This window comes from Streptomyces sp. NBC_00539, from assembly GCF_036346105.1.
Classification (GTDB): Bacteria; Actinomycetota; Actinomycetes; order Streptomycetales; family Streptomycetaceae; genus Streptomyces.
Genome location: NZ_CP107811.1, coordinates 6,985,592 through 7,003,182, shown reverse-complemented (window position 1 = coordinate 7,003,182; position 17,591 = coordinate 6,985,592). Strand labels below are relative to the sequence as shown.

General features: G+C 69.7%; 14 protein-coding genes and 1 pseudogene. 6 read left to right on the top strand and 9 right to left on the bottom strand.

The window, feature by feature from the left end; translation table 11 throughout:
* Positions 1 to 98: 98 nt before the first annotated feature.
* The gene (locus tag OG861_RS31960) at positions 99 to 479 is read left to right on the top strand and encodes a nuclear transport factor 2 family protein (protein ID WP_329191544.1); all 381 of its coding nucleotides are present in this window, start codon (positions 99 to 101) and stop codon (positions 477 to 479) included.
* A gap of 609 nt (positions 480 to 1,088) precedes the next feature.
* Here OG861_RS31960 and OG861_RS31955 read toward each other — a convergent pair.
* Both OG861_RS31955 and OG861_RS31950 read right to left on the bottom strand, forming a co-directional pair.
* Positions 1,089 to 1,664, bottom strand: a complete 576-nt coding sequence (locus OG861_RS31955; protein ID WP_329191547.1) for an RICIN domain-containing protein — start codon at positions 1,662 to 1,664, stop codon at positions 1,089 to 1,091.
* Between the two features lie 572 nt (positions 1,665 to 2,236).
* A complete protein-coding gene (locus OG861_RS31950; protein WP_329201926.1) occupies positions 2,237 to 2,713 on the bottom strand; it encodes a nuclear transport factor 2 family protein in 477 nt (158 codons plus the stop codon).
* Here OG861_RS31950 and OG861_RS31945 point away from each other — a divergent pair.
* Positions 2,709 to 3,002, top strand: a complete 294-nt coding sequence (locus OG861_RS31945; RefSeq protein WP_329191550.1) for a hypothetical protein — start codon at positions 2,709 to 2,711, stop codon at positions 3,000 to 3,002. The genes OG861_RS31950 and OG861_RS31945 overlap by 5 nt on opposite strands.
* A gap of 49 nt (positions 3,003 to 3,051) precedes the next feature.
* Here OG861_RS31945 and OG861_RS31940 read toward each other — a convergent pair whose 3' ends face one another.
* Complete coding sequence (locus tag OG861_RS31940; RefSeq protein ID WP_329191552.1) at positions 3,052 to 3,834, bottom strand: hypothetical protein; 783 nt, start codon at positions 3,832 to 3,834, stop codon at positions 3,052 to 3,054.
* Positions 3,835 to 4,651: 817 nt separating this feature from the next.
* A complete protein-coding gene (locus tag OG861_RS31935; protein ID WP_329191554.1) occupies positions 4,652 to 4,816 on the bottom strand; it encodes a hypothetical protein in 165 nt (54 codons plus the stop codon).
* A 40-nt stretch (positions 4,817 to 4,856) separates the two neighbouring features.
* Here OG861_RS31935 and OG861_RS31930 point away from each other — a divergent pair, with 40 nt between their 5' ends.
* From OG861_RS31930 to OG861_RS31920, 3 genes and pseudogenes are all read left to right on the top strand, one after another.
* Positions 4,857 to 7,013: a discoidin domain-containing protein gene (locus OG861_RS31930; RefSeq protein ID WP_329191556.1), complete on the top strand. Its 2,157-nt coding sequence runs from the start codon at positions 4,857 to 4,859 to the stop codon at positions 7,011 to 7,013.
* A 118-nt stretch (positions 7,014 to 7,131) separates the two neighbouring features.
* Positions 7,132 to 8,202, top strand: a complete 1,071-nt coding sequence (locus tag OG861_RS31925; RefSeq protein WP_329191558.1) for a DUF1996 domain-containing protein — start codon at positions 7,132 to 7,134, stop codon at positions 8,200 to 8,202.
* Positions 8,203 to 8,243: 41 nt separating this feature from the next.
* A pseudogene (locus OG861_RS31920) lies at positions 8,244 to 9,973 on the top strand (galactose-binding domain-containing protein).
* Between the two features lie 331 nt (positions 9,974 to 10,304).
* On the opposite strand, the gene OG861_RS31910 reads toward OG861_RS31920, so the two are convergent.
* Genes OG861_RS31910 through OG861_RS31895 form a run of 4 tightly spaced genes read right to left on the bottom strand, consistent with a single transcriptional unit; the run spans position 10,305 to position 14,904 of the window.
* Positions 10,305 to 11,723: a GH1 family beta-glucosidase gene (locus tag OG861_RS31910; RefSeq protein WP_329191560.1), complete on the bottom strand. Its 1,419-nt coding sequence runs from the start codon at positions 11,721 to 11,723 to the stop codon at positions 10,305 to 10,307.
* Positions 11,720 to 12,583, bottom strand: a complete 864-nt coding sequence (locus tag OG861_RS31905) for a carbohydrate ABC transporter permease (RefSeq protein ID WP_329191562.1) — start codon at positions 12,581 to 12,583, stop codon at positions 11,720 to 11,722. Before OG861_RS31905 ends, OG861_RS31910 begins: the two co-directional genes overlap by 4 nt.
* The gene (locus OG861_RS31900; RefSeq protein WP_329191564.1) at positions 12,573 to 13,574 is read right to left on the bottom strand and encodes a carbohydrate ABC transporter permease; all 1,002 of its coding nucleotides are present in this window, start codon (positions 13,572 to 13,574) and stop codon (positions 12,573 to 12,575) included. Before OG861_RS31900 ends, OG861_RS31905 begins: the two co-directional genes overlap by 11 nt.
* Before the next feature lie 10 nt (positions 13,575 to 13,584).
* Positions 13,585 to 14,904: an ABC transporter substrate-binding protein gene (locus OG861_RS31895; RefSeq protein ID WP_330261936.1), complete on the bottom strand. Its 1,320-nt coding sequence runs from the start codon at positions 14,902 to 14,904 to the stop codon at positions 13,585 to 13,587.
* A 155-nt stretch (positions 14,905 to 15,059) separates the two neighbouring features.
* Here OG861_RS31895 and OG861_RS31890 point away from each other — a divergent pair, with 155 nt between their 5' ends.
* Entirely contained in the window at positions 15,060 to 16,370 is a 1,311-nt protein-coding gene (locus OG861_RS31890) for an ROK family transcriptional regulator (protein ID WP_329191568.1), read from the top strand.
* Positions 16,371 to 16,503: 133 nt separating this feature from the next.
* Here OG861_RS31890 and OG861_RS31885 read toward each other — a convergent pair whose 3' ends face one another.
* Positions 16,504 to 17,571: a LacI family DNA-binding transcriptional regulator gene (locus OG861_RS31885; RefSeq protein ID WP_329191570.1), complete on the bottom strand. Its 1,068-nt coding sequence runs from the start codon at positions 17,569 to 17,571 to the stop codon at positions 16,504 to 16,506.
* Between the last annotated feature and the right edge of the window lie 20 nt (positions 17,572 to 17,591).

The window sequence follows — 17,591 nt, the reverse complement described above, 5'->3', positions numbered from 1 at the left end:
CGGGCGCCCGGCAGCGTGAAGACGGAAGGGTGACCGGGAGGCGCGCTGACACCGGTAGCAGTTGCTCCTGCGACAACGTGAGCCCTACGGTGACCGTCATGAGCGACCCGGAGAAGAACAAGGCCGCGGCCAAGGCGTTCTACGACCTCATGTTCAACCAGTGCCGCCCCGCCGAAGCCATTGCCCAGTACGCCGGCGACACCTATGTCCAGCACAACCCCCACGTCGCCGACGGCAAGCAGGCCTTCATCGATTACTTCGAACGCATGGCCGCGGAGTATCCCGGCAAGCGCGTCGAATTCAAGCGCGCCTTTGCCGAAGGGGACCACGTCGTTCTGCACTGCCACCAGATCTGGCCCGACGAGGAGTACGCGGGCATCGACATCTTCCGCTTCGACGCGTTGGGCAAGATCGTGGAACACTGGGACGTCCTCCAGGTCATCCCGCCCACCTCAAAGAACGACAACAGCATGTTCTGACAAGCCCAGGCCCGGTCCGCGGCCGCGGCCGTGCCCGTGCCCGTGCCCGTGCCCGGCACGAGCCCGAGAGAACACCGCCGCTGTTCTGCGCCGTCCCGTGCGCCGCACCGCATCTCGTATGCCGTCCGCAGGACTTTCGTCGACCGCGACGACAATGCCGTTGTGGCTCGCCGTCCGCCTCGGCCGGTCAGTCGGTTCCCGGCGCGATGAGGGTGGTCCGCAGCAGGGCGAGGAGGACGGTGGCCGCGGGGCTGGAGGGGCCGTCTGTACGCCAGGCCAGAGCGACCCGGCCGCGTAGCCGCGGCTGCCGGCCTGGACCCCGACGACGTCCGGCTGGACGATCCGCTGCTGATCGAGTGGCGTGGTGGCGGCCCCACCATATGGAGTCCGTACACCGACGAGCAGTGAGCGCAGCCAGGCGGGAGCGAAGCTCGCCCGTGGGTCCTGACCAGGCCGCAGTGGCTTTGTTCATGAGAACGGGTTCTGGCCCAACTTCCGTGATCCGCACTCCTGGGTGACGCATTGGCTGCCTGATGGGCTGTGGGCCGATGCTCCCGTGAGAGGTGCGGCCAGGCACTCACCGGGAGGAAAAGTTCAGAGCAATCCAGGTCATTGCCAGGGTTTGAAAAGCCACTTCGGGCATTTCTCGGTGCGGGCCTGGTAGACGACGGGGGTGCCGTTGCGGTGTCTCCCGCCCGCCACACCGACGCAGTGCACGTCGCCGATCTCGAAGCGGTCCCCGTGTCCTTCCAGGCCCCACTCTGTGTTCAGATTCTGGTCCGAGCAGTCCGCCTGCACGATGTCGCCACCCAGTTCGAAGCGGTCCCCGGTCAGGACCAGGCACTTGTCGCTGTGCTGGGCCCGGAGCTTGACGAAGAGGATGTGATCGGTCTGCTGGCTGGCCGGCCGGTCCTCCAACTGCCCGACAGGGGTGTCGAGGCCGTCTGTGACCCGCCACCGCTGGTCCGTGATTCCCAGGCAGTCCCACAGGACTACATCCGCGCCGGAGTACTGGGAGGATCCCGGGACGGCCAGGCATTTGCCGTCCGGACTGCGGATCTCGTAGTACTGCACGGAAGCGTGAGCTGGGCCCGCAGCCAGGGCACCCATGGCCAGGGACTGCGCGGCGATGATCCCGAAGGCTGCGGCCACGCGGGCCGCGGGACGCCGGGATATGCGGGTCATGGGTCCTCCTTCGGCCATATGGGGATACCTGAAAGCCGACGCTAGTCGCCCTCCGGGGGCCACCAGGCCTCAGGTGCGTCCATTCGGGTGACCCGGTGTTGGCCTCTGCTTTCGCCTGCTTCCGGCATCCCCAGGTAGGAGGCCTACTCAGAGCACAATACGAAGATCAACAATTACAGAGCGTTGATGCACCACAGAACTTGAGCCAGAACCTGAGAACGGACAGCGAATGTTCACGAGACCGGGAGGGCATCTGGCCTGCGGAAGAATCGAAGTAAGCAAGGGCTGGCCCGCGGGAAGGGCGGGCCAGCACGTCGGCCTACTCCATGGCGTGGGACAGCTTGCGCTGTTCGGGCACTACCTAGGGGCGTTGCCGAGGAGTGCCCCGGGGATCCCGATGATGCCCCGCTCCGTCGGTGCCGAGAATTTACGCAGCGAAGGCGATCAGCCCTGCGTCTGCCTCCCGGTCTCGTGAACATTCGCTGTCCGTTCTCGGGCTCTGGCTCAAGTTCTGTGGAGTGTCGCTCCCCACGGCGGCGGGCCCTTGACGTCCGGTCGACTGGGGGCCGCTCTCATGACTGGCCGGGCCCGTCGAGGCGTTCGGTGGGACCGGCGAAGGAGAGGAAGAGAGTCCGGGTGGTGAGCAGCCGGGTGTCGTCCACCTTGCGGAACGTGTCTTCGTAGTGCCCCACCTGGACCGGGGGCCGCGGCGGCACGAGGCCCTCGCTGTAGCCGTCGACACGGTACGTGGTGAAGTAGGTGGTGGCGGCGGCGGTGTCCGCAGAGGTCACGGTAACCAGAATGTTGGTGCATACACGGCGTGACAGACGGTCTGCGGGCCGGTTGCCGAAGTAGATGCGCAGGGCCTCGTGACCCGCAATGCGGCGGTCGCCGGCGGGCCATTCCCAGGTGCCGTCTTGAGTGAAGAGGTCCGCCACCGAGCTCGGGTCCCCGAGGTCGAGCCGGTGGACAAACTCGACAACCAGCCGTTCACAAGCCCGCTCTGCGAGCAGACGGTGTATCGGGTCGAGAGTTTTAGCATTCGTGATCAACTCATATCAGGTCGCCCTTGGGCGCCTGAACGTGTTCCGGTCCCTGCTCCTCGCCCGTCTCGGCGACGAACGCGCCGCGACCGAAGCGCAGGACCAGGCGCTGTCCGAACTCCCCGCCTCCCTGCCGCGCTTCGCGATCCACCTGGAGCTTCACCGGGGGCTGATGCTCGCCCGCTCCGGCGACCGCGCGGGCGGCATCACCCACGCCACCGCCGCCATGAACGCCCTCCCCCCGGAAAAACACAGCCTCACCCTGCGCATGCTCCTCACGGAGATCCAGGCCTGAACCACAGGGGGACGGCCGCCCAGACCGTCCCCCGCCCCCCGGGGGCCGGTCAGCCGCGCACAGCGGTGGTCTGTCGCGCCGCCAGGACCGCGCAGCGAATGCCGCCGCCGGGATACCACTCCATCACCGGGCCCGCTGTGTCGCCGTGTTCCGGACACCAGGACACCGGGACCACCCCGCCACAGTCGTACCGCGCGCACACGCAGCTCTCCCCCGGGCCCGCGTAGTCCACCGCGTGGCGGACCACCTCGCCCCCCGGCGTCGGCGCGTCCGTACCCCGCAGGCCGGCCGGCCAGGCAAGCGTCACCCGCAGCCCGCCCGACCCCGACCGGAACCGCTCGACCACCCGGACTTCCCCGGGCATCGCCAACGGGGCCGTTCTCGGCGCGGTCAGCCGGCGCACCGCCGCCCCGAACTCCCCCGCCGTCAGCTCAGCCAACGCGTCGGCATCCGCGTCATTGGACCAGCCGGCCAACTCGTCCTCCCCCTCGGCGTCGTCGGCCAGGGTCAGCCACGGGTCATCGAGCCGGAACCGGCGCGTGGCGCCTCCAACGGCGGTCAGCACCAGCGAGGCCGCCGGCATGGCCATGGGTACTTCGATCTTGTCGTGGGCGAGCAGCCAGGCGACCACCGCCGACCGGTCGAACTGCGGGTGCACGTCGCTGCCGGCCACCGGTTCGGGGAAGTCGGGGTGCCAGCGGCGCCAATTCACCACCGCGGCCCGGCTCACCCGGGCGATCCGCGCCACCTCCGCCAACAACACCCGCTCCCACACCGGATTCGCATCGAGCGCGGCGAGCGGGGAACGGCGCCCCGCAGTGACCGCGTACACCGCCGCCAGTCCACCGAGGGCCGCACGACGGGAAGCAGGGCGACGTCCCGGGCGTCGTGCAGCGGGACGGTGGTGACGCCGCCGTGGCGCTTGTAGTCGATCTCCACCGATCCGAATCGGGGCGACCCAACCGAGGCGGACGACCTGGTCGAAGTCGGCGCGGCGGACACCGAGCCGGCGGGCGGCCTGGTCCGGACCCAGCGGCAGGTGACGGTCGAGGAGGGCGGGCAGGTCCCGGCGGCGGGCGAGAGCGGCAACCTGGTCCGGGTGGGCGTCGGGGTGCCTGAGAAAGAAGGAGCCGGTGCGGCCGGCGCACTCCCGGGGGGTGCCGCCCTTGCCCGGGTGGCTCTGTACACGCGTTCCGACAGCATTGCGACGGCGTTGGGGAGGCACTGGACCGTCCCGGGTCCGGGTTCTGGCTGGTAGGGCTGCAGATCCGCGATGGCTGCTGTTGGCGCCATCGGTGTCCCGTGCTTTCGGTCAGCCCGACGATGCTGCCCCGGCTGGACGAGCTGGAGGACGATCTGGTCGTCCGCCACCGGCCCGCGATCGCCCAGGACTGGAAGGGATCAGCAGCCGGGACGCCAACAGCGCGTTTGGCGCAGGGCCTGACCGGTCTGGTACATGCCGTTCATCGTGGCCGCTTCAGCTCCGCGAAGCCCCTCGCTCCGACGTGCTCGACGCCCTCTGGGCGGCCTGCCGCGTGCTGACAGTGGACAAGTAACGAAGACGTAGCCCTCAACTCCGCCTGCTCATGGCTCACTTCCTGAACTCTGCCCAGATCCGTCGCGCCGCCAGCGACGGCGGGGCGGAGCGGTCAGGGACACCAGTAGAGACCCGCAGAATTTTTTTCGTCAATACTTTTCACAAGGATTGAAGAAACCTCGAGTTCACAGGTCTGGTGGGCGTGGATCGCGCTGAGGATCTTCAGTTCATGAATGCGGAAACCCTTGACGGTCCAGCTGGAGGGCAGTTCACTCACGCTTCGATCCCCCCGGATTCATGACGTCAGGAGCGCCCCCATGCCACTCCTCTCCGACCGCCCGCCGCGGCTCACCGTCGCTGCGCTCGCCGCCGCCCTGGTCACGGCCCTCCTCGTGCTGCTGCCCGGCACCGCGGCCCAGGCGGCTCCCGTTCTGCTCTCCCAGGGCAAGCCCGCCACCGCCTCCAGCGTGGAGGGCGCCGGGACCCCGGCCGGTGCGGCCGTCGACGGCGACAACGGCAGTCGCTGGTCGAGCCAGTTCGCCGACCCTCAGTGGATACAGGTCGACCTCGGCACCCCCGCCCAGGTGAACCAGGTGGTCCTGCGCTGGGAGGCGGCGTACGCGAAGTCCTACCGGGTCGAGCTGTCCACCGACGGCGCCACCTGGTCCACCGCCTACTCGACGACCGCAGGCACCGGCGGGGTCCAGACCCACGACATCACAGGCACCGCGCGCTACGTCCGCGTCTACGGCACCCAACGAGCCACCGCCTACGGCTACTCGCTCTGGGAGTTCCAGGTCTACGGCACCACGGGCACCGGCCCGGTGATCCCCGGCGGCGGTGACCTCGGACCGAACGTGATCGTCTTCGACCCCTCGATGCCGGACATCCAGGCCAAGCTGGACCAGGTCTTCGCGCAGCAGGAATCGGCCCAATTCGGCTCCGGGCGTTACCAGTTCCTTTTCAAGCCCGGCACGTACAACGGCCTCAACGCCCAGATCGGCTTCTACACCTCGATCTCCGGCCTCGGCCTCAATCCCGACGACACCACCATCAACGGCGACGTGACCGTCGACGCCGGCTGGTTCGGGGGCAACGCCACCCAGAACTTCTGGCGCTCCGCCGAGAACCTCGCCCTCAACCCGGTCAGCGGTACGGACCGCTGGGCCGTCTCACAGGCCGCGCCGTTCCGCCGGATGCACGTCAAGGGCGGCCTGAACCTGGCGCCCGACGGCTACGGCTGGGCTTCGGGCGGCTACATCGCCGACTCCAAGATCGACGGACAGGTCGGCAACTACTCGCAGCAGCAGTGGTACACCCGTGACAGCTCGATCGGCGGATGGTCCAACGCCGTGTGGAACCAGGTGTTCTCGGGGGTCCAGGGCGCACCGGCCCAGAGCTTCCCGAACGCCCCCTACACCACGCTCGACAGCACGCCCGTCTCCCGCGAGAAGCCCTTCCTCTACCTCGACGGCACCCAGTACAAGGTCTTCGTACCGGCCAAGCGCACCGGCGCCCGCGGCACCTCCTGGGGCAACGGCACGCCGCAGGGGTCCTCGATCCCGTTGAGCCAGTTCTACGTGGTCAAGCCGGGCGCGAGCGCGGCGACGATCAACGCGGCACTGGCCCAGGGCCTGCACCTGCTCTTCACCCCCGGCGTGTACCACGTCAGCCAGACCATCCAGGTCAACCGCCCGGACACGGTCGTCCTCGGCCTCGGCCTGGCGACGATCGTCCCGGACAACGGAGTGACCGCGTTGAAGGTCGCCGACGTAGACGGCATCAGGCTCGCCGGCCTCCTGATCGACGCGGGCCCCGTCAACTCGCCCAGCCTCCTGGAGGTCGGCCCGGCCGGCACCACCACGGACCACGCGGCGAACCCGACCACCGTGCAGGACGTGTTCGTCCGGGTCGGCGGCGCGGGCGCGGGCAGGGCCACAGTCGGCATGGTGATCAACAACCACGACACGATCGTCGACCACACGTGGATCTGGCGCGCCGACCACGGTGACGGGGTCGGCTGGGAGACCAACCGCTCCGACTACGGCTTCCGGGTGAACGGCGACGACGTCCTGGCCACCGGTCTGTTCGTCGAGCACTTCAACAAGTACGACGTGCAGTGGAACGGCGACCGGGGCCGCACGATCTTCTTCCAGAACGAGAAGGCGTACGACGCGCCCAACCAGGCTGCCGTCCAGAACGGCTCCACCAAGGGGTTCGCGGCCTACAAGGTGGCCGACTCGGTCAACACCCACGAGGGGTGGGGGTTGGGCAGCTACTGCTACTACAACGTGGACCCGACCATCCGGCAGGACCACGGTTTCGAGGTGCCGGTGAAGCCGGGCGTCAAGTTCCACGACCTGCTCGTCGTCTCGCTCGGCGGCAACGGCCAGTACGAGCACGTCATCAACGCCACGGGAGCCCCGACCTCGGGGACCTCGACCACCCCGTCGGCCGTCGTCTCCTTCCCCTGACCTGTCCCCGAACCCGCGCAACACGCGGGGCGGCAGTCGGCCGCCCCGCGTTTTCCGGTCCGTTTGAGAGAGCGCTCTCCCATCCAGAGGGCTTCCCCCACCATCCGCAGGAGCAGAAGTGAATCTCCGACCTCGGAGCCTGTCCGCCCTACTGGTTTCGGCGGCTTTCGCCATGACCGCGGCGGCGGGCCTGGGCGGTCTCGCCCTGACCGCCCAGGCCTCTCCCCCCAACGGCGCGGCCGTCCACATGGACCATGCCGCCGTCGCGCCCCTCGCCACCGGTGACGACCCGGACGGGGACGGCTACATCCCGGCCGTGCCGCCGGTCACCGGCGTCACCCCCTCCTGGGCGAACCCACCCGACCGCTACTTCCACGAGTTCCAGGCGAACTGCGCCGTCAGCAAGACCGCCCCCGACGACCCGATCGTCTTCGCAGGCCGGCCCGGCGCCTCGCACAACCACACCTTCATGGGCAACACCACGACCGACGCCAACTCCACCACCGCCTCACTCGGCGCGGGCGGCACGCGCTGCAACGCCCCCGGCGACCTGTCCGGCTACTGGATGCCGACGCTGTACAACGGCAATCAGCCCGTCCTGCCCACCGGACCTCAGGTGATCTACTACAAGACCGGCGTCACCGACTACAAGAGCGTGCGCCCCTTCCCCAAGGGCCTGCGCTTCGTGGTCGGCAGCCCGACGCAGACCGCGGCCGAGTTCCGCGCCCACCGTGGCTGGGTCGAGGGCTGGGAGTGCGGCGACAGCTTCAAGAACGTGGAGTTCCCGGCGAACTGCCCCGCCGGGACACAGCTCAACATCCGCATGCAGTCACCCAGCTGCTGGGACGGCAAGTATCTGGACACGCCCGACCACAAGGCCCATATGGCCTACCCGATCGTGAAGCCTGGCAGCAACGACAACGTGTGCCCGGCCGACCACCCCGTCGCGCTGCCGATGGTCGAGTTCAAGATGGCCTTCCCGGTCAGCGGTGACATGTCGCAGGTGAGGCTGTCCAGCGGCAGTGGCCACTCCTTCCACTACGACTTCTTCAACGCATGGGACGACCGGACGCTGAAGGCCCTTGTCGACCAGTGCATCAACGGCGGCTTCCAATGCAACGCCCGCGGTTACGACGAGACCCACCCCGAGGCGGGATCCGTCCTCGGTCCGGACTACCGGCTCCCGTGACCCGTTCCTCCTCCCCCACCCCCTTCCAAGGAGGTCCAGGCATGCACTCCCGTATGCGTTCCCTCGTCGCGGCCGCACGCCTCGCGGGCACCGCGGCAGTAATCCCCGCGGGACCGGCGCAGGCCGTCGGCAGCGTGGTGAAGGTGACCGGCTCGCAGGGCAGCTGGCAGCTGACGGTCAACGGTTCCCCTTTCGTCGTCAAGGGCGTCACCTGGGGCCCGTCCCCGGCGGACGCCGGGCGGCTGCTGCCCGACGTGAAGTCGCTGGGCGCCAACACCATCCGTACGTGGGGCACCGACGCGAGCAGCCGCCAGCTGTTGGACGCGGCGGCCTCGAACAGCATCAAGGTGGTCGCCGGGTTCTGACTCCGGCCGGGCGGCGGCCCGGGCTCCGCCGGCTGCACCGACTACGTCACGGACACCACGTACAAGAACAACATGCTGGCCGAGTTCACCAAGTGGGTGGAGAACTACCGCGACCACCCGTCGGTACTGATGTGGAACATCGGCAACGAGTCGGTGCTCGGCCTGCAGAACTGCTACAGCGGGACCGAGCTGGAGAACCAGCGCAACGCCTACACCACCTTCGTGAACGACGTGGCGAAGGCCGTCCACCGCATCGACGCCAACCATCCCGTGACGTCCACCGACGCGTGGGTCGGCGCCTGGACGTACTACAAGCGCAACTCTCCCGACCTGGACCTGTACGCCGTGAACTCGTACAAGGAGGTCTGCGGCGTCCGCCAGGCCTGGGAGCAGGGCGGCTACACCAAGCCGTACATCATCACCGAGACGGGACCGGCCGGTGAATGGGAAGTGCCGAACGACGCCAACGGAGTCCCGCTGGAGCCGGGCGACCAGGCGAAGGCGGACGGCTACACCAACGCCTGGAACTGCGTCACCGGCCACCGGGGCGTGGCCCTGGGGGCGACGGTCTTCCACTACGGCACCGAGTACGACTTCGGCGGCCACTGGTTCAACCTGACCCCCGCCGGTGAGCGCCGCACGTCGTACTACGCGCTCAAGCGCGTGTACGGGGGCAGCACCGCCGGGGACAACCAGCCGTCCACCGTGTCGGTGCCCTCCGTGGCTGACCCGGGCACCGTTCCGGCCGGCAAGGAGATCACCGTCCAGGTCCCGGCGACGGACCCCGAGGGCGACCAGCTCGCCTACGAGGTCCTGTGGGGCAGCAAGTACGTCGACGGCGGAAGCGGTCTCGTCTCCGTGCCGTCCACGAACCTCGGCAACGGCACCCTGAAGGTCACCGCGCCGGCGAAGACCGGCACATGGAAGCTGTACGTCAAGGTCAAGGACGGGCGGGGAAACGTGGGCGTAGGACAGCGCTCGGTCAAGGTGGTACCGCCTCCGGTGGCGGGCACCGACGTGGCACTGGGCCGGCCCACGACCGCCTCCACCTACCAGAACGACGGCTACGGCGGCTGCCCGTGCACCCCGGCCCTGGCCACCGACGGCCGCAATGACACCCGCTGGGCCAGCACCTGGGCCGATCCGCAGTGGCTCCAGGTGGACCTGGGATCGGTGAGGCAGCCGAAGCACGCCCAGCTGGTGTGGGAGAGCGCCTACGGAAAGGCGTACAGCATCAAGGTGTCGGACGACGGCCAGAACTGGCGCACCGCGTACGCCACGTCGTCCGGTGACGGGGGGATCGACGACTTCGCCATCAGCGCGTCGGGCCGCTACGTCCGGCTGGAGCTGGCCAACGCGGCACCGGCTACGGCTACTCCTTGTTCCACTTCGGGGTCTATGCCTGACCGCCCGGCCGCCTGAGGCCCTTCCGGATTCCGCGCGCCGCCCCTTCTGCTTCGCAGGGGCGGCGCGCGCGGGTGAGGGCGTGTTCGGAAAGTGTCGGGGGCGTTGGTTTGCTCGGGTGCACCGTCACCTGCGCCAAATTAAGGTGGCGTGTCACGGTCGACCGCGCGGTGGCCCCGCTGGGTCTCACTCACGCGGGAGTCGGCCGGCCTGATCGAGCGCACCCGCGACCCCCGTGACCCGCACGCCATGCAACTCGCCCTCGCCGACCGCGCCCGCCCCCGGCAGGCGGGGGCGGGGGCGGGCGCGGGGGCGCGAGGGAGGGAGGAGGTCTCAGCGGGAGCGGTGGGCGGCGATGATGCCGGCGTACGTGCGGCCGCTGGACTTCACTGTGCGGGCCTGGGTGGCGTAGTCGACGTGGACCAGGCCGAAGCGCTTGTCGTAGCCGTAGGCCCATTCGAAGTTGTCCAGCAGCGACCAGGCGTAGTAGCCGGCCACCGGAGCGCCGCGGCGGGCCGCGCGGGCACAGGCGGTCAGGTGGGAGGTCAGGTAGGCGGTGCGCTCGGGGTCGTGGACGCTGCCGTCGGCTGCGAGGGTGTCCGGGTAGGCGGAGCCGTTCTCGGTGATGTGGATGCGCCGGGCCCCGTACTCCTCGTGGAGCCGCATGATGAGTGTTTCCAGGCCGTTGGCGTCGACCTCCCAGTCCATGCCGGTGCGCGGGACGCCGGGACGGACAGTCTGTCGGGCGAAGGGGGCGGGACCGGCCGGGTCGGCGGTGACGACCTGCGGGAAGTAGTAGTTGAGGCCGATCCAGTCCAGAGGGGCCGCGACGGCCGCGAGGTCGCCGGGGCGTTCGGGCAGTTCCACGCCGTAGACCTCGCGCATGTCGGCGGGGAAGCCGCGCCCGTGGACCGGGTCGAGCCACCAGCGGTTGACGTGGCCGTCCATGCGCCGAGCGGCGGCGCGGTCGGCCTCGCTGTCGGTGGCGGGTTCGATGGTGGAGAGGTTGTTGACTATGCCGATCCGGGCGCCGGGGGCCGCGGAGCGGACGGCCTGGGTGGCGAGGCCGTGGCCGAGCAGCAGGTGGTAGGAGGCGCGGACGGCGGCAGTCAGGTCCGTCCAGCCGGGGGCCATCTTGCCTTCCAGGTGGCCGATCCAGGCGGAGCACAGCGGTTCGTTCAGGGTGGCCCACTGGGTGACGCGGTCTCCGAGCCGGCCGGCCACCAGGCCGGCGTACGCGGCGAAGTGCTCGGCGGTGGCACGCTCGGGCCAGCCGCCGAGGTCCTGGAGGGCCTGTGGGAGGTCCCAGTGGTAGAGGGTGACGTTGGGTTCGATTCCGGCGGCGAGCAGGGCGTCGATCAGCCGGTCGTAGTGGTCCAGGCCCTTGGCGTTGGCGGGGCCGTCTCCGTCGGGCAGGATGCGCGGCCAGGCGACGGACAGCCGGTAGGCGTTGGTACCGAGGTCCCGCATCAGGGCGATGTCCTCGGGCCAGCGGTGGTAGTGGTCGCAGGCGGTGTCGCCGGTGTGGCCGTTGTCGATGGCGCCGGGGACACGGCTGAAGGTGTCCCAGATGGAGGGGGCGCGGCCGTCCTCATCGACCGCTCCCTCGATCTGGTAGGCGGAGGTGGCGGTGCCCCAGGCGAAGTCGGCGGGGAGGGCGGCCAGATCGAGGGCGTCCTCGGTGGCCGGGTGCCCGACGGCGTCGTCGGCGGCCCCGCGCCCGGTCAGGGGGAGGCTTTCGGAAAGGGTCATTTGACGGCTCCTGCCGTGAGTCCGGCCACCAGGTACTTCTGCAGCAGCAGGAAGCCGGCGACGACGGGGATGCTGACGACGAGTGAGGCGGCCATGATCTGGTTCCAGTAGACGTCGTTCTGCGTGGAGTAGCCCTGCAGTCCGACGGCGAGGGTGCGGGTGGCGTCGTTCGTCATGACGGAGGCGAAGAGCACTTCGCCCCAGGCGGTCATGAAGGCGTAGACGGCGACGGCGACGATGCCGGGGACCGCTGCGGGGATCACGACGCGGAACAGTGCGCCGAGCGGGCCGCAGCCGTCGACGGTGGCCGCCTCGTCGAGGTCTCGGGGCACCGAGTCGAAGTAGCCGATGAGCATCCAGATGGAGAAGGGCAGGGAGAAGGTGAGGTAGGTGAGGATGAGCCCGCCACGGGAGCCGTAGAGGGCGACCCCGGTGCTGTTGCCGATGTTGACGAAGATCAGGAACAGCGGGAGCAGGAAGAGGATCCCCGGGAACATCTGGGTGGACAGCACGGTCACCGTGAACAGGCGCTTGCCGCGGAAGCGGTAGCGGCTGACGGCGTAGGCGGCGAACACTGCGATGACCACGGAGCAGACGGTCGCTGCTCCCGCCACGATCAGGGAGTTCACGAAGTACTCGGCGAGCGGGACAGTGTGCCAGATGTCGATATAGGGGCGGACGGTCAGCCCGGTGGGGATCCACCGGAACTGGCCCGAGACGTCCTGGAGCGGCTTGAGGGAGCTGGTGACCATCACGTAGACGGGCAGGAGCACGAAGCCTGCGAGCAGGGTCAGGAAGACGGCCCGGATCACCCGGAAGGAGGTGGGCGGATCGAGCGGGCTGCGGGCTCTAGCGGGCATCGGCTTCCCTCCGGCCGCGGGTGGTGACGAGCAGGTAGACGGCGGTGACCAGCAGGAGGAAGAGGAGCAGCAGCACCGACATGGCCGACCCGGTGCCGAAGTTCCAGGTCACGAAGCTGGACTGGTAGATGTGGACGGATATCAGGTCCGCTGCCTGGGGTGCGGACTTGCCGAACAGCACGAATGGCGTGTTGAAGTCGTTGAAGGTCCACAGAAACAGCACCAGGACCAGGACCTGGTTCACGGCGCCGACCGATGGCAGGGTGATGCGGCGGATCTGCTGCCAGATGCCCGCTCCATCCAGTGCAGCGGCCTCGTAGAGGTCCTTGGGGATGTTCTGCAGGGCGGCCATGACGATGAGGAACGCGAACGGCCAGCCCTTCCACACGGACACCGTCAGCAGGGCCCAGAAACTGTTGTCGCCCAGGAGCCAGAAGGTGTGCGCGGTTCCTCCGATGCCGAGCTGGTCGTGCAGGACGTGGTTCACCAGGCCGTTGTCGCGCTGGAACATGAAAGCCCAGGTGATCACGGCCGCGTAGACGGGCAGGGCGTACGGGACCAGGAACAGGGCCCGCAGGAAGCCTCGGCCGCGGAATGCCTCCTGCATAAACACGGCGGCCGCGGTGCCGAGCAGCCAACACAGGGCCACGGAGAGCAGGGTGAACAGGCAGGTCGTCAGGAAGGATCCGAGCAGGGCCTCGCCGACGGGCCGGTTGACGTCCACGGCGAGTCGGTAGTTGTCGAAGCCCGTCCAGGGAGCGCCGGACCAGTCCCGGATGAAGAACTGGGTGAGCCGGCGGAAGCTCATCAGGATGCCCATCACCATCGGGACGAGGTGGATGAGCAGTTCGAGGAGGAGCGCAGGCAGGAGGAGGAGGTAGGGCAGGGCTGCGCGGCGCAGCCGTCCGGGCGGGCGGCCGCCGCCGACCGCGCGGCGCAGCGTCCCTGGCGGGGTGGTATCGGGCGGGATCACGGTGGGTGCGGAAGTCATCGGGCGGGGCTCAGTTCGACATCTGCTGCTGGGCCTTGGTGAGCTTCGCCTTGACCGACTCGGAGGTCACCGGGCGACCGGCCGCGGCGTCGGCGAAGAGCTCCTTGACGGCGGTGCCGACGGTGGTCTCGAACTGCGACTCCTCGGGAACCTGCGGCAGCGGGGCGGCGCTGGTGGCGAGGGTGGTGCGGAGCACGGTGAGGTCCTCGGTGGCGAAGGCGGGGTCGTTCTGGGCGGCCTTGACCGGCGGGATGGAGCCGTAGGTCTTGTTCAGGAGCCTCTGTTCTTCGTCGCTGGTCATGAACTTCACGAACTTCAGGGAGCCGTCGATGTTGTCGGTGTTCTTGAAGACGGCCATGTTGATGCCGGCGACCATGGAGTTGGTGTTCTTTCCGGTGCCGGGGGCGCCGCCGGCCGGGACGGGAACGGGGGCAACGCCCCAGTCGCCCTCCTTCATGCCGTGCGCCTTGAAACTGCTGGCGGCGCTCTGCCACAGGACCATTGCGGTCTTGCCGTTGGCGAAGTCCTGGAGGGACTGGTTCGTGTCGTACTCGGCGTTGCCCGGCGCGATGATCTTGTCCTTGGCCATCAGGTCGACGTACTGCTTGACGGCCTCGACGTTGGCGGGGGTGTCGAAGGTGGGCTTGCCGGCGGTGTCGAAGAACGCGGCGCCGTGCTGTTTGGAGAGCACGAAGGCCTGGTGGATGTTGTTGGAGAGGTTCGAGCCCTCGGCGCCCAGCGCCCACTTGCCGTCCTTGGACAGCTTCTGGCCGACGGTGACCATCTCGTCCCAGGTGGCCGGCGGCTTTTCGATGCCTGCCTCCTGGAACATCTTCTTGTTGTAGTAGAGCGCGTAGGACATCGAGTAGAGCGGGACGGCTGCCGGGTCCTTGCCGGACGCACCGGCCGATCCGATGGCGGCTTCGACGAAGCGGTCCCGGCCGCCGATCGCCCGGAAGTTCTCGGTGTCCCAGGGCAGCAGCGCTCCGGTGGCCTGGAGGGAGGAGGACCAGGTATTGCCGATGTTGAGGACGTCCGGGCCCTGGCCGGAGGCGGTGGCGGCGAGGATCCGGTTGAGCAGGTCGGCCCAGGGGACGACTTCCAGCTTGACCTTGATGCCGGTCTGCTGTTCGAACTTCTTCAGCTCGGGAGCGAGCGCGGCCTGGTCCGCCGCGATGTCGGGCCCCTGGTTGGAGGCCCAGTATGTGAGCTCCTGGGGGGCGGTGTTGGAACCGCCCCCGCTGTCCGTCGACCCGCCGCCGCAGGCAGTGGCGGCGGTGGCGAGGAGGGAGACTGTGACGGCGGCGGCAGCGACCCGGGTTCTGCGCATGGCGGCTCGGTCCCTTTCGGCGGGATGCGGGAAGGCCGACGCGGCGCACTCCGTCCAGGCCTTAATTTAGGACGTGAGTTAAGCTCTGTGAAAGGGTCGCGTCAAGGGCTCGCACAACGGTATGTTGCGAGCGATGCCACTGCGGAAGGGGCCGGATGACCACGGGACGTAGCGGGCGAACGGTACGGGACCTGCGGCGGGGCAATCGGAGCGCCGTCCTCCAACGTCTGTACTTCGGCGGGCCGATGAGCCGCCAGGAGCTGGGGCCCGCCACGGGGCTGAGCTCCGGATCCGTCAGCAATGTCGTCGGAGAGCTCGTCACCGACGGATTCCTGGAGGAAGCCGGCGTCGTCGACTCCGACGGCGGCCGCCCCCGCACGCTGCTGCGCGTGGCCCCGGGCAGTGCGCACATGATCGGCGTCGACGTCGGCGAGACCCGCGTCCGTGTCGAGCTGTTCGACCTGACCTTGAGAGAACTGGCCCGCGCCGAAATGCCGCTGCTGCCACGCGGCTGTTACGACGTGGGCCCCATCGTCGCCCACATCAAGGACGGGATCGCCGCCGTACTCGCCGAGGCGGCCATCGGCGCCGAGCGGCTGCTGGGCGTGGGCGTCGGAGTGCCCGGCATCGTCGAACGGGGCGCACCGGGCGGGACCGTGGTACACGGCCAGACCATCGGCTGGGACGCCGTACCGCTGGAAGAGCTGCTGCGCGCCACCGGAGCCGTGCCGAACGAGGTCCCCTACATCATCGACAACGGCGCGCGAACCCTCGGCCAGGCGGAAATGTGGTTCGGGGCGGGGCGCGGCGCCCGGGAGGCGCTGGTCGTGCTGTTCGGGTCGGGCGTCGGCGCGAGCCTGATCACCGACGGCTCGCCGGACGGCGGGACGACGGAGGGGATGCCGCTGGAGTGCGGGCACCTCACGGTCTCGGTGCGCGGCAGGCGCTGCCGGTGCGGGGGTCTGGGCTGCCTGGAAGCCTATACGGGGGCGGAGTCGCTGCTGGCGCGGTGGGCGGAGCGGGGCGGCGGCCCGGTGGACTCCGTGGACGAGGAGGAGGCCCTCTCGGCGCTGCTGGCGGCGGCCCGTACGGAGGACCCCGTCGCGCTGGAGGTGCTGGAGGAGACCGCGGAATACCTGGGGGCGGGTCTGTCCGGCCTCATCAACCTCTTCCAGCCGGAGCGCATCCTGATCGGCGGCTGGGCGGGCCTGGTGCTGGGCCCCCACATCCTTGCGGCGGTACGTGAGCACACGACCCGGTACTCGCTGCGTCATCCCGCCGGCCGGGTCGCCATCGGCATGGGCTCCCTGGGGCCGGACGCCGTGACGGTCGGCGCGGCGACGCTCCCGCTGTCCGCCTTCTTCGCCACGGGCGGCCGCCGCACGGCACCCCAGCCCCACATCGAGCCCCCGGCCTGGCGCACGGCCCTGCGCGTCCGCGGCGAAACGACGCCCCGCCGCGCGTGACCGGACGCCGGCCTGCCGGCCCCACCACCGAGCACGCGGGGCACTTTGGCGCGAAGCCCCGACGCCTTTGCACCGCCGGGCGGCCGCCGCAGGACCAGCTCCAGGCGGGGGCCAGGTATCAGCCCCGGGGCGTTCACGCCGAGTCGCGCACTACCAGGTGGGGCGCGAACAACACCGACGCCGGCCCCGTGTCCGACGCGCCCGCGACACGGTGCAGGAGCAGTCGGACCATCTCGGCCGCCATGTCCTCCACCGGCTGCCTCACGGTCGTCAGCCTCGGCCGGCAGGCCGCCGCCGCGCCGGAGTCGTCGAAGCCGACCACCGCCACGTCGTCCGGAATCCGGCGGCCGTGCTCGCGCAGTACCAGGCAGGCTCCCTGCGCCATCAGGTCGTTGGCGGCGAACACCCCGTCGAGAGCGGGCTGTTCGGCAAGCAGGCTCCGCATCGCCCGCTCGCCCCCGTCGAGGGTGAAGTCCCCCTCGGCCACCCGGACCTCCCCGCCGCGCGCCGCCTCCCGGAACCCCGCCACCCGTTCCCGACTCGCCGGCAGGGCCGCCGGACCCCCTATCGCAACGAGTCGGCCGCGTCCTAGAGCCTGCAGGTGCCGCGCCGCCAGTGACCCGCCTTCGCGGTGCCGCACATCCACGTGGTCGAGCAGAACCCCGGCCGGCGGTCTCGCGAACAGCACCGCCGGCAGCCGGGCCGCCGCGAGCACTCCGGGCAGCGGATCGCGGGGACGGGTGGTCACGAGCAGGGCCCCGTCGGCGCTGCCCTGCGTCAGGTGCGCGACCACCTCGGCGCGGTCCTCGGCGTTGTCGGCGAACATGAGCAACGGGTGCATGCCCTTCGGTCGCAGCGCCCGCACGACTCCGCTGACCACGCGCCCGAAGAAGGGGTCCTGGAACACCCCGGCCGCGAACTCGTCCCGCGCGCCGGCGGACCTCGAGTCCGCGCCGGAGATGACCAGGGCGACGGTGCCGGAGCGGCGGGTGACCAGGGAGCGGGCAGCCCGGTTGGGCACGTAACCGGTCGCGGTGACGGCCTGCTGGACCGCCTGCGCAATGTCCGGGTCGACGTTCCGCACCCCGTTGACCACACGGGACACGGTCGCCCGGGACACTCCGGCCCTGCGGGCCACGTCCTCCAGCGTCGGGCTCGCCCCCACGCCCGTGCTCTCTCCCGTACGCCGCCCCGTGTCCATGGCGGCACTGTAGCGGCCGG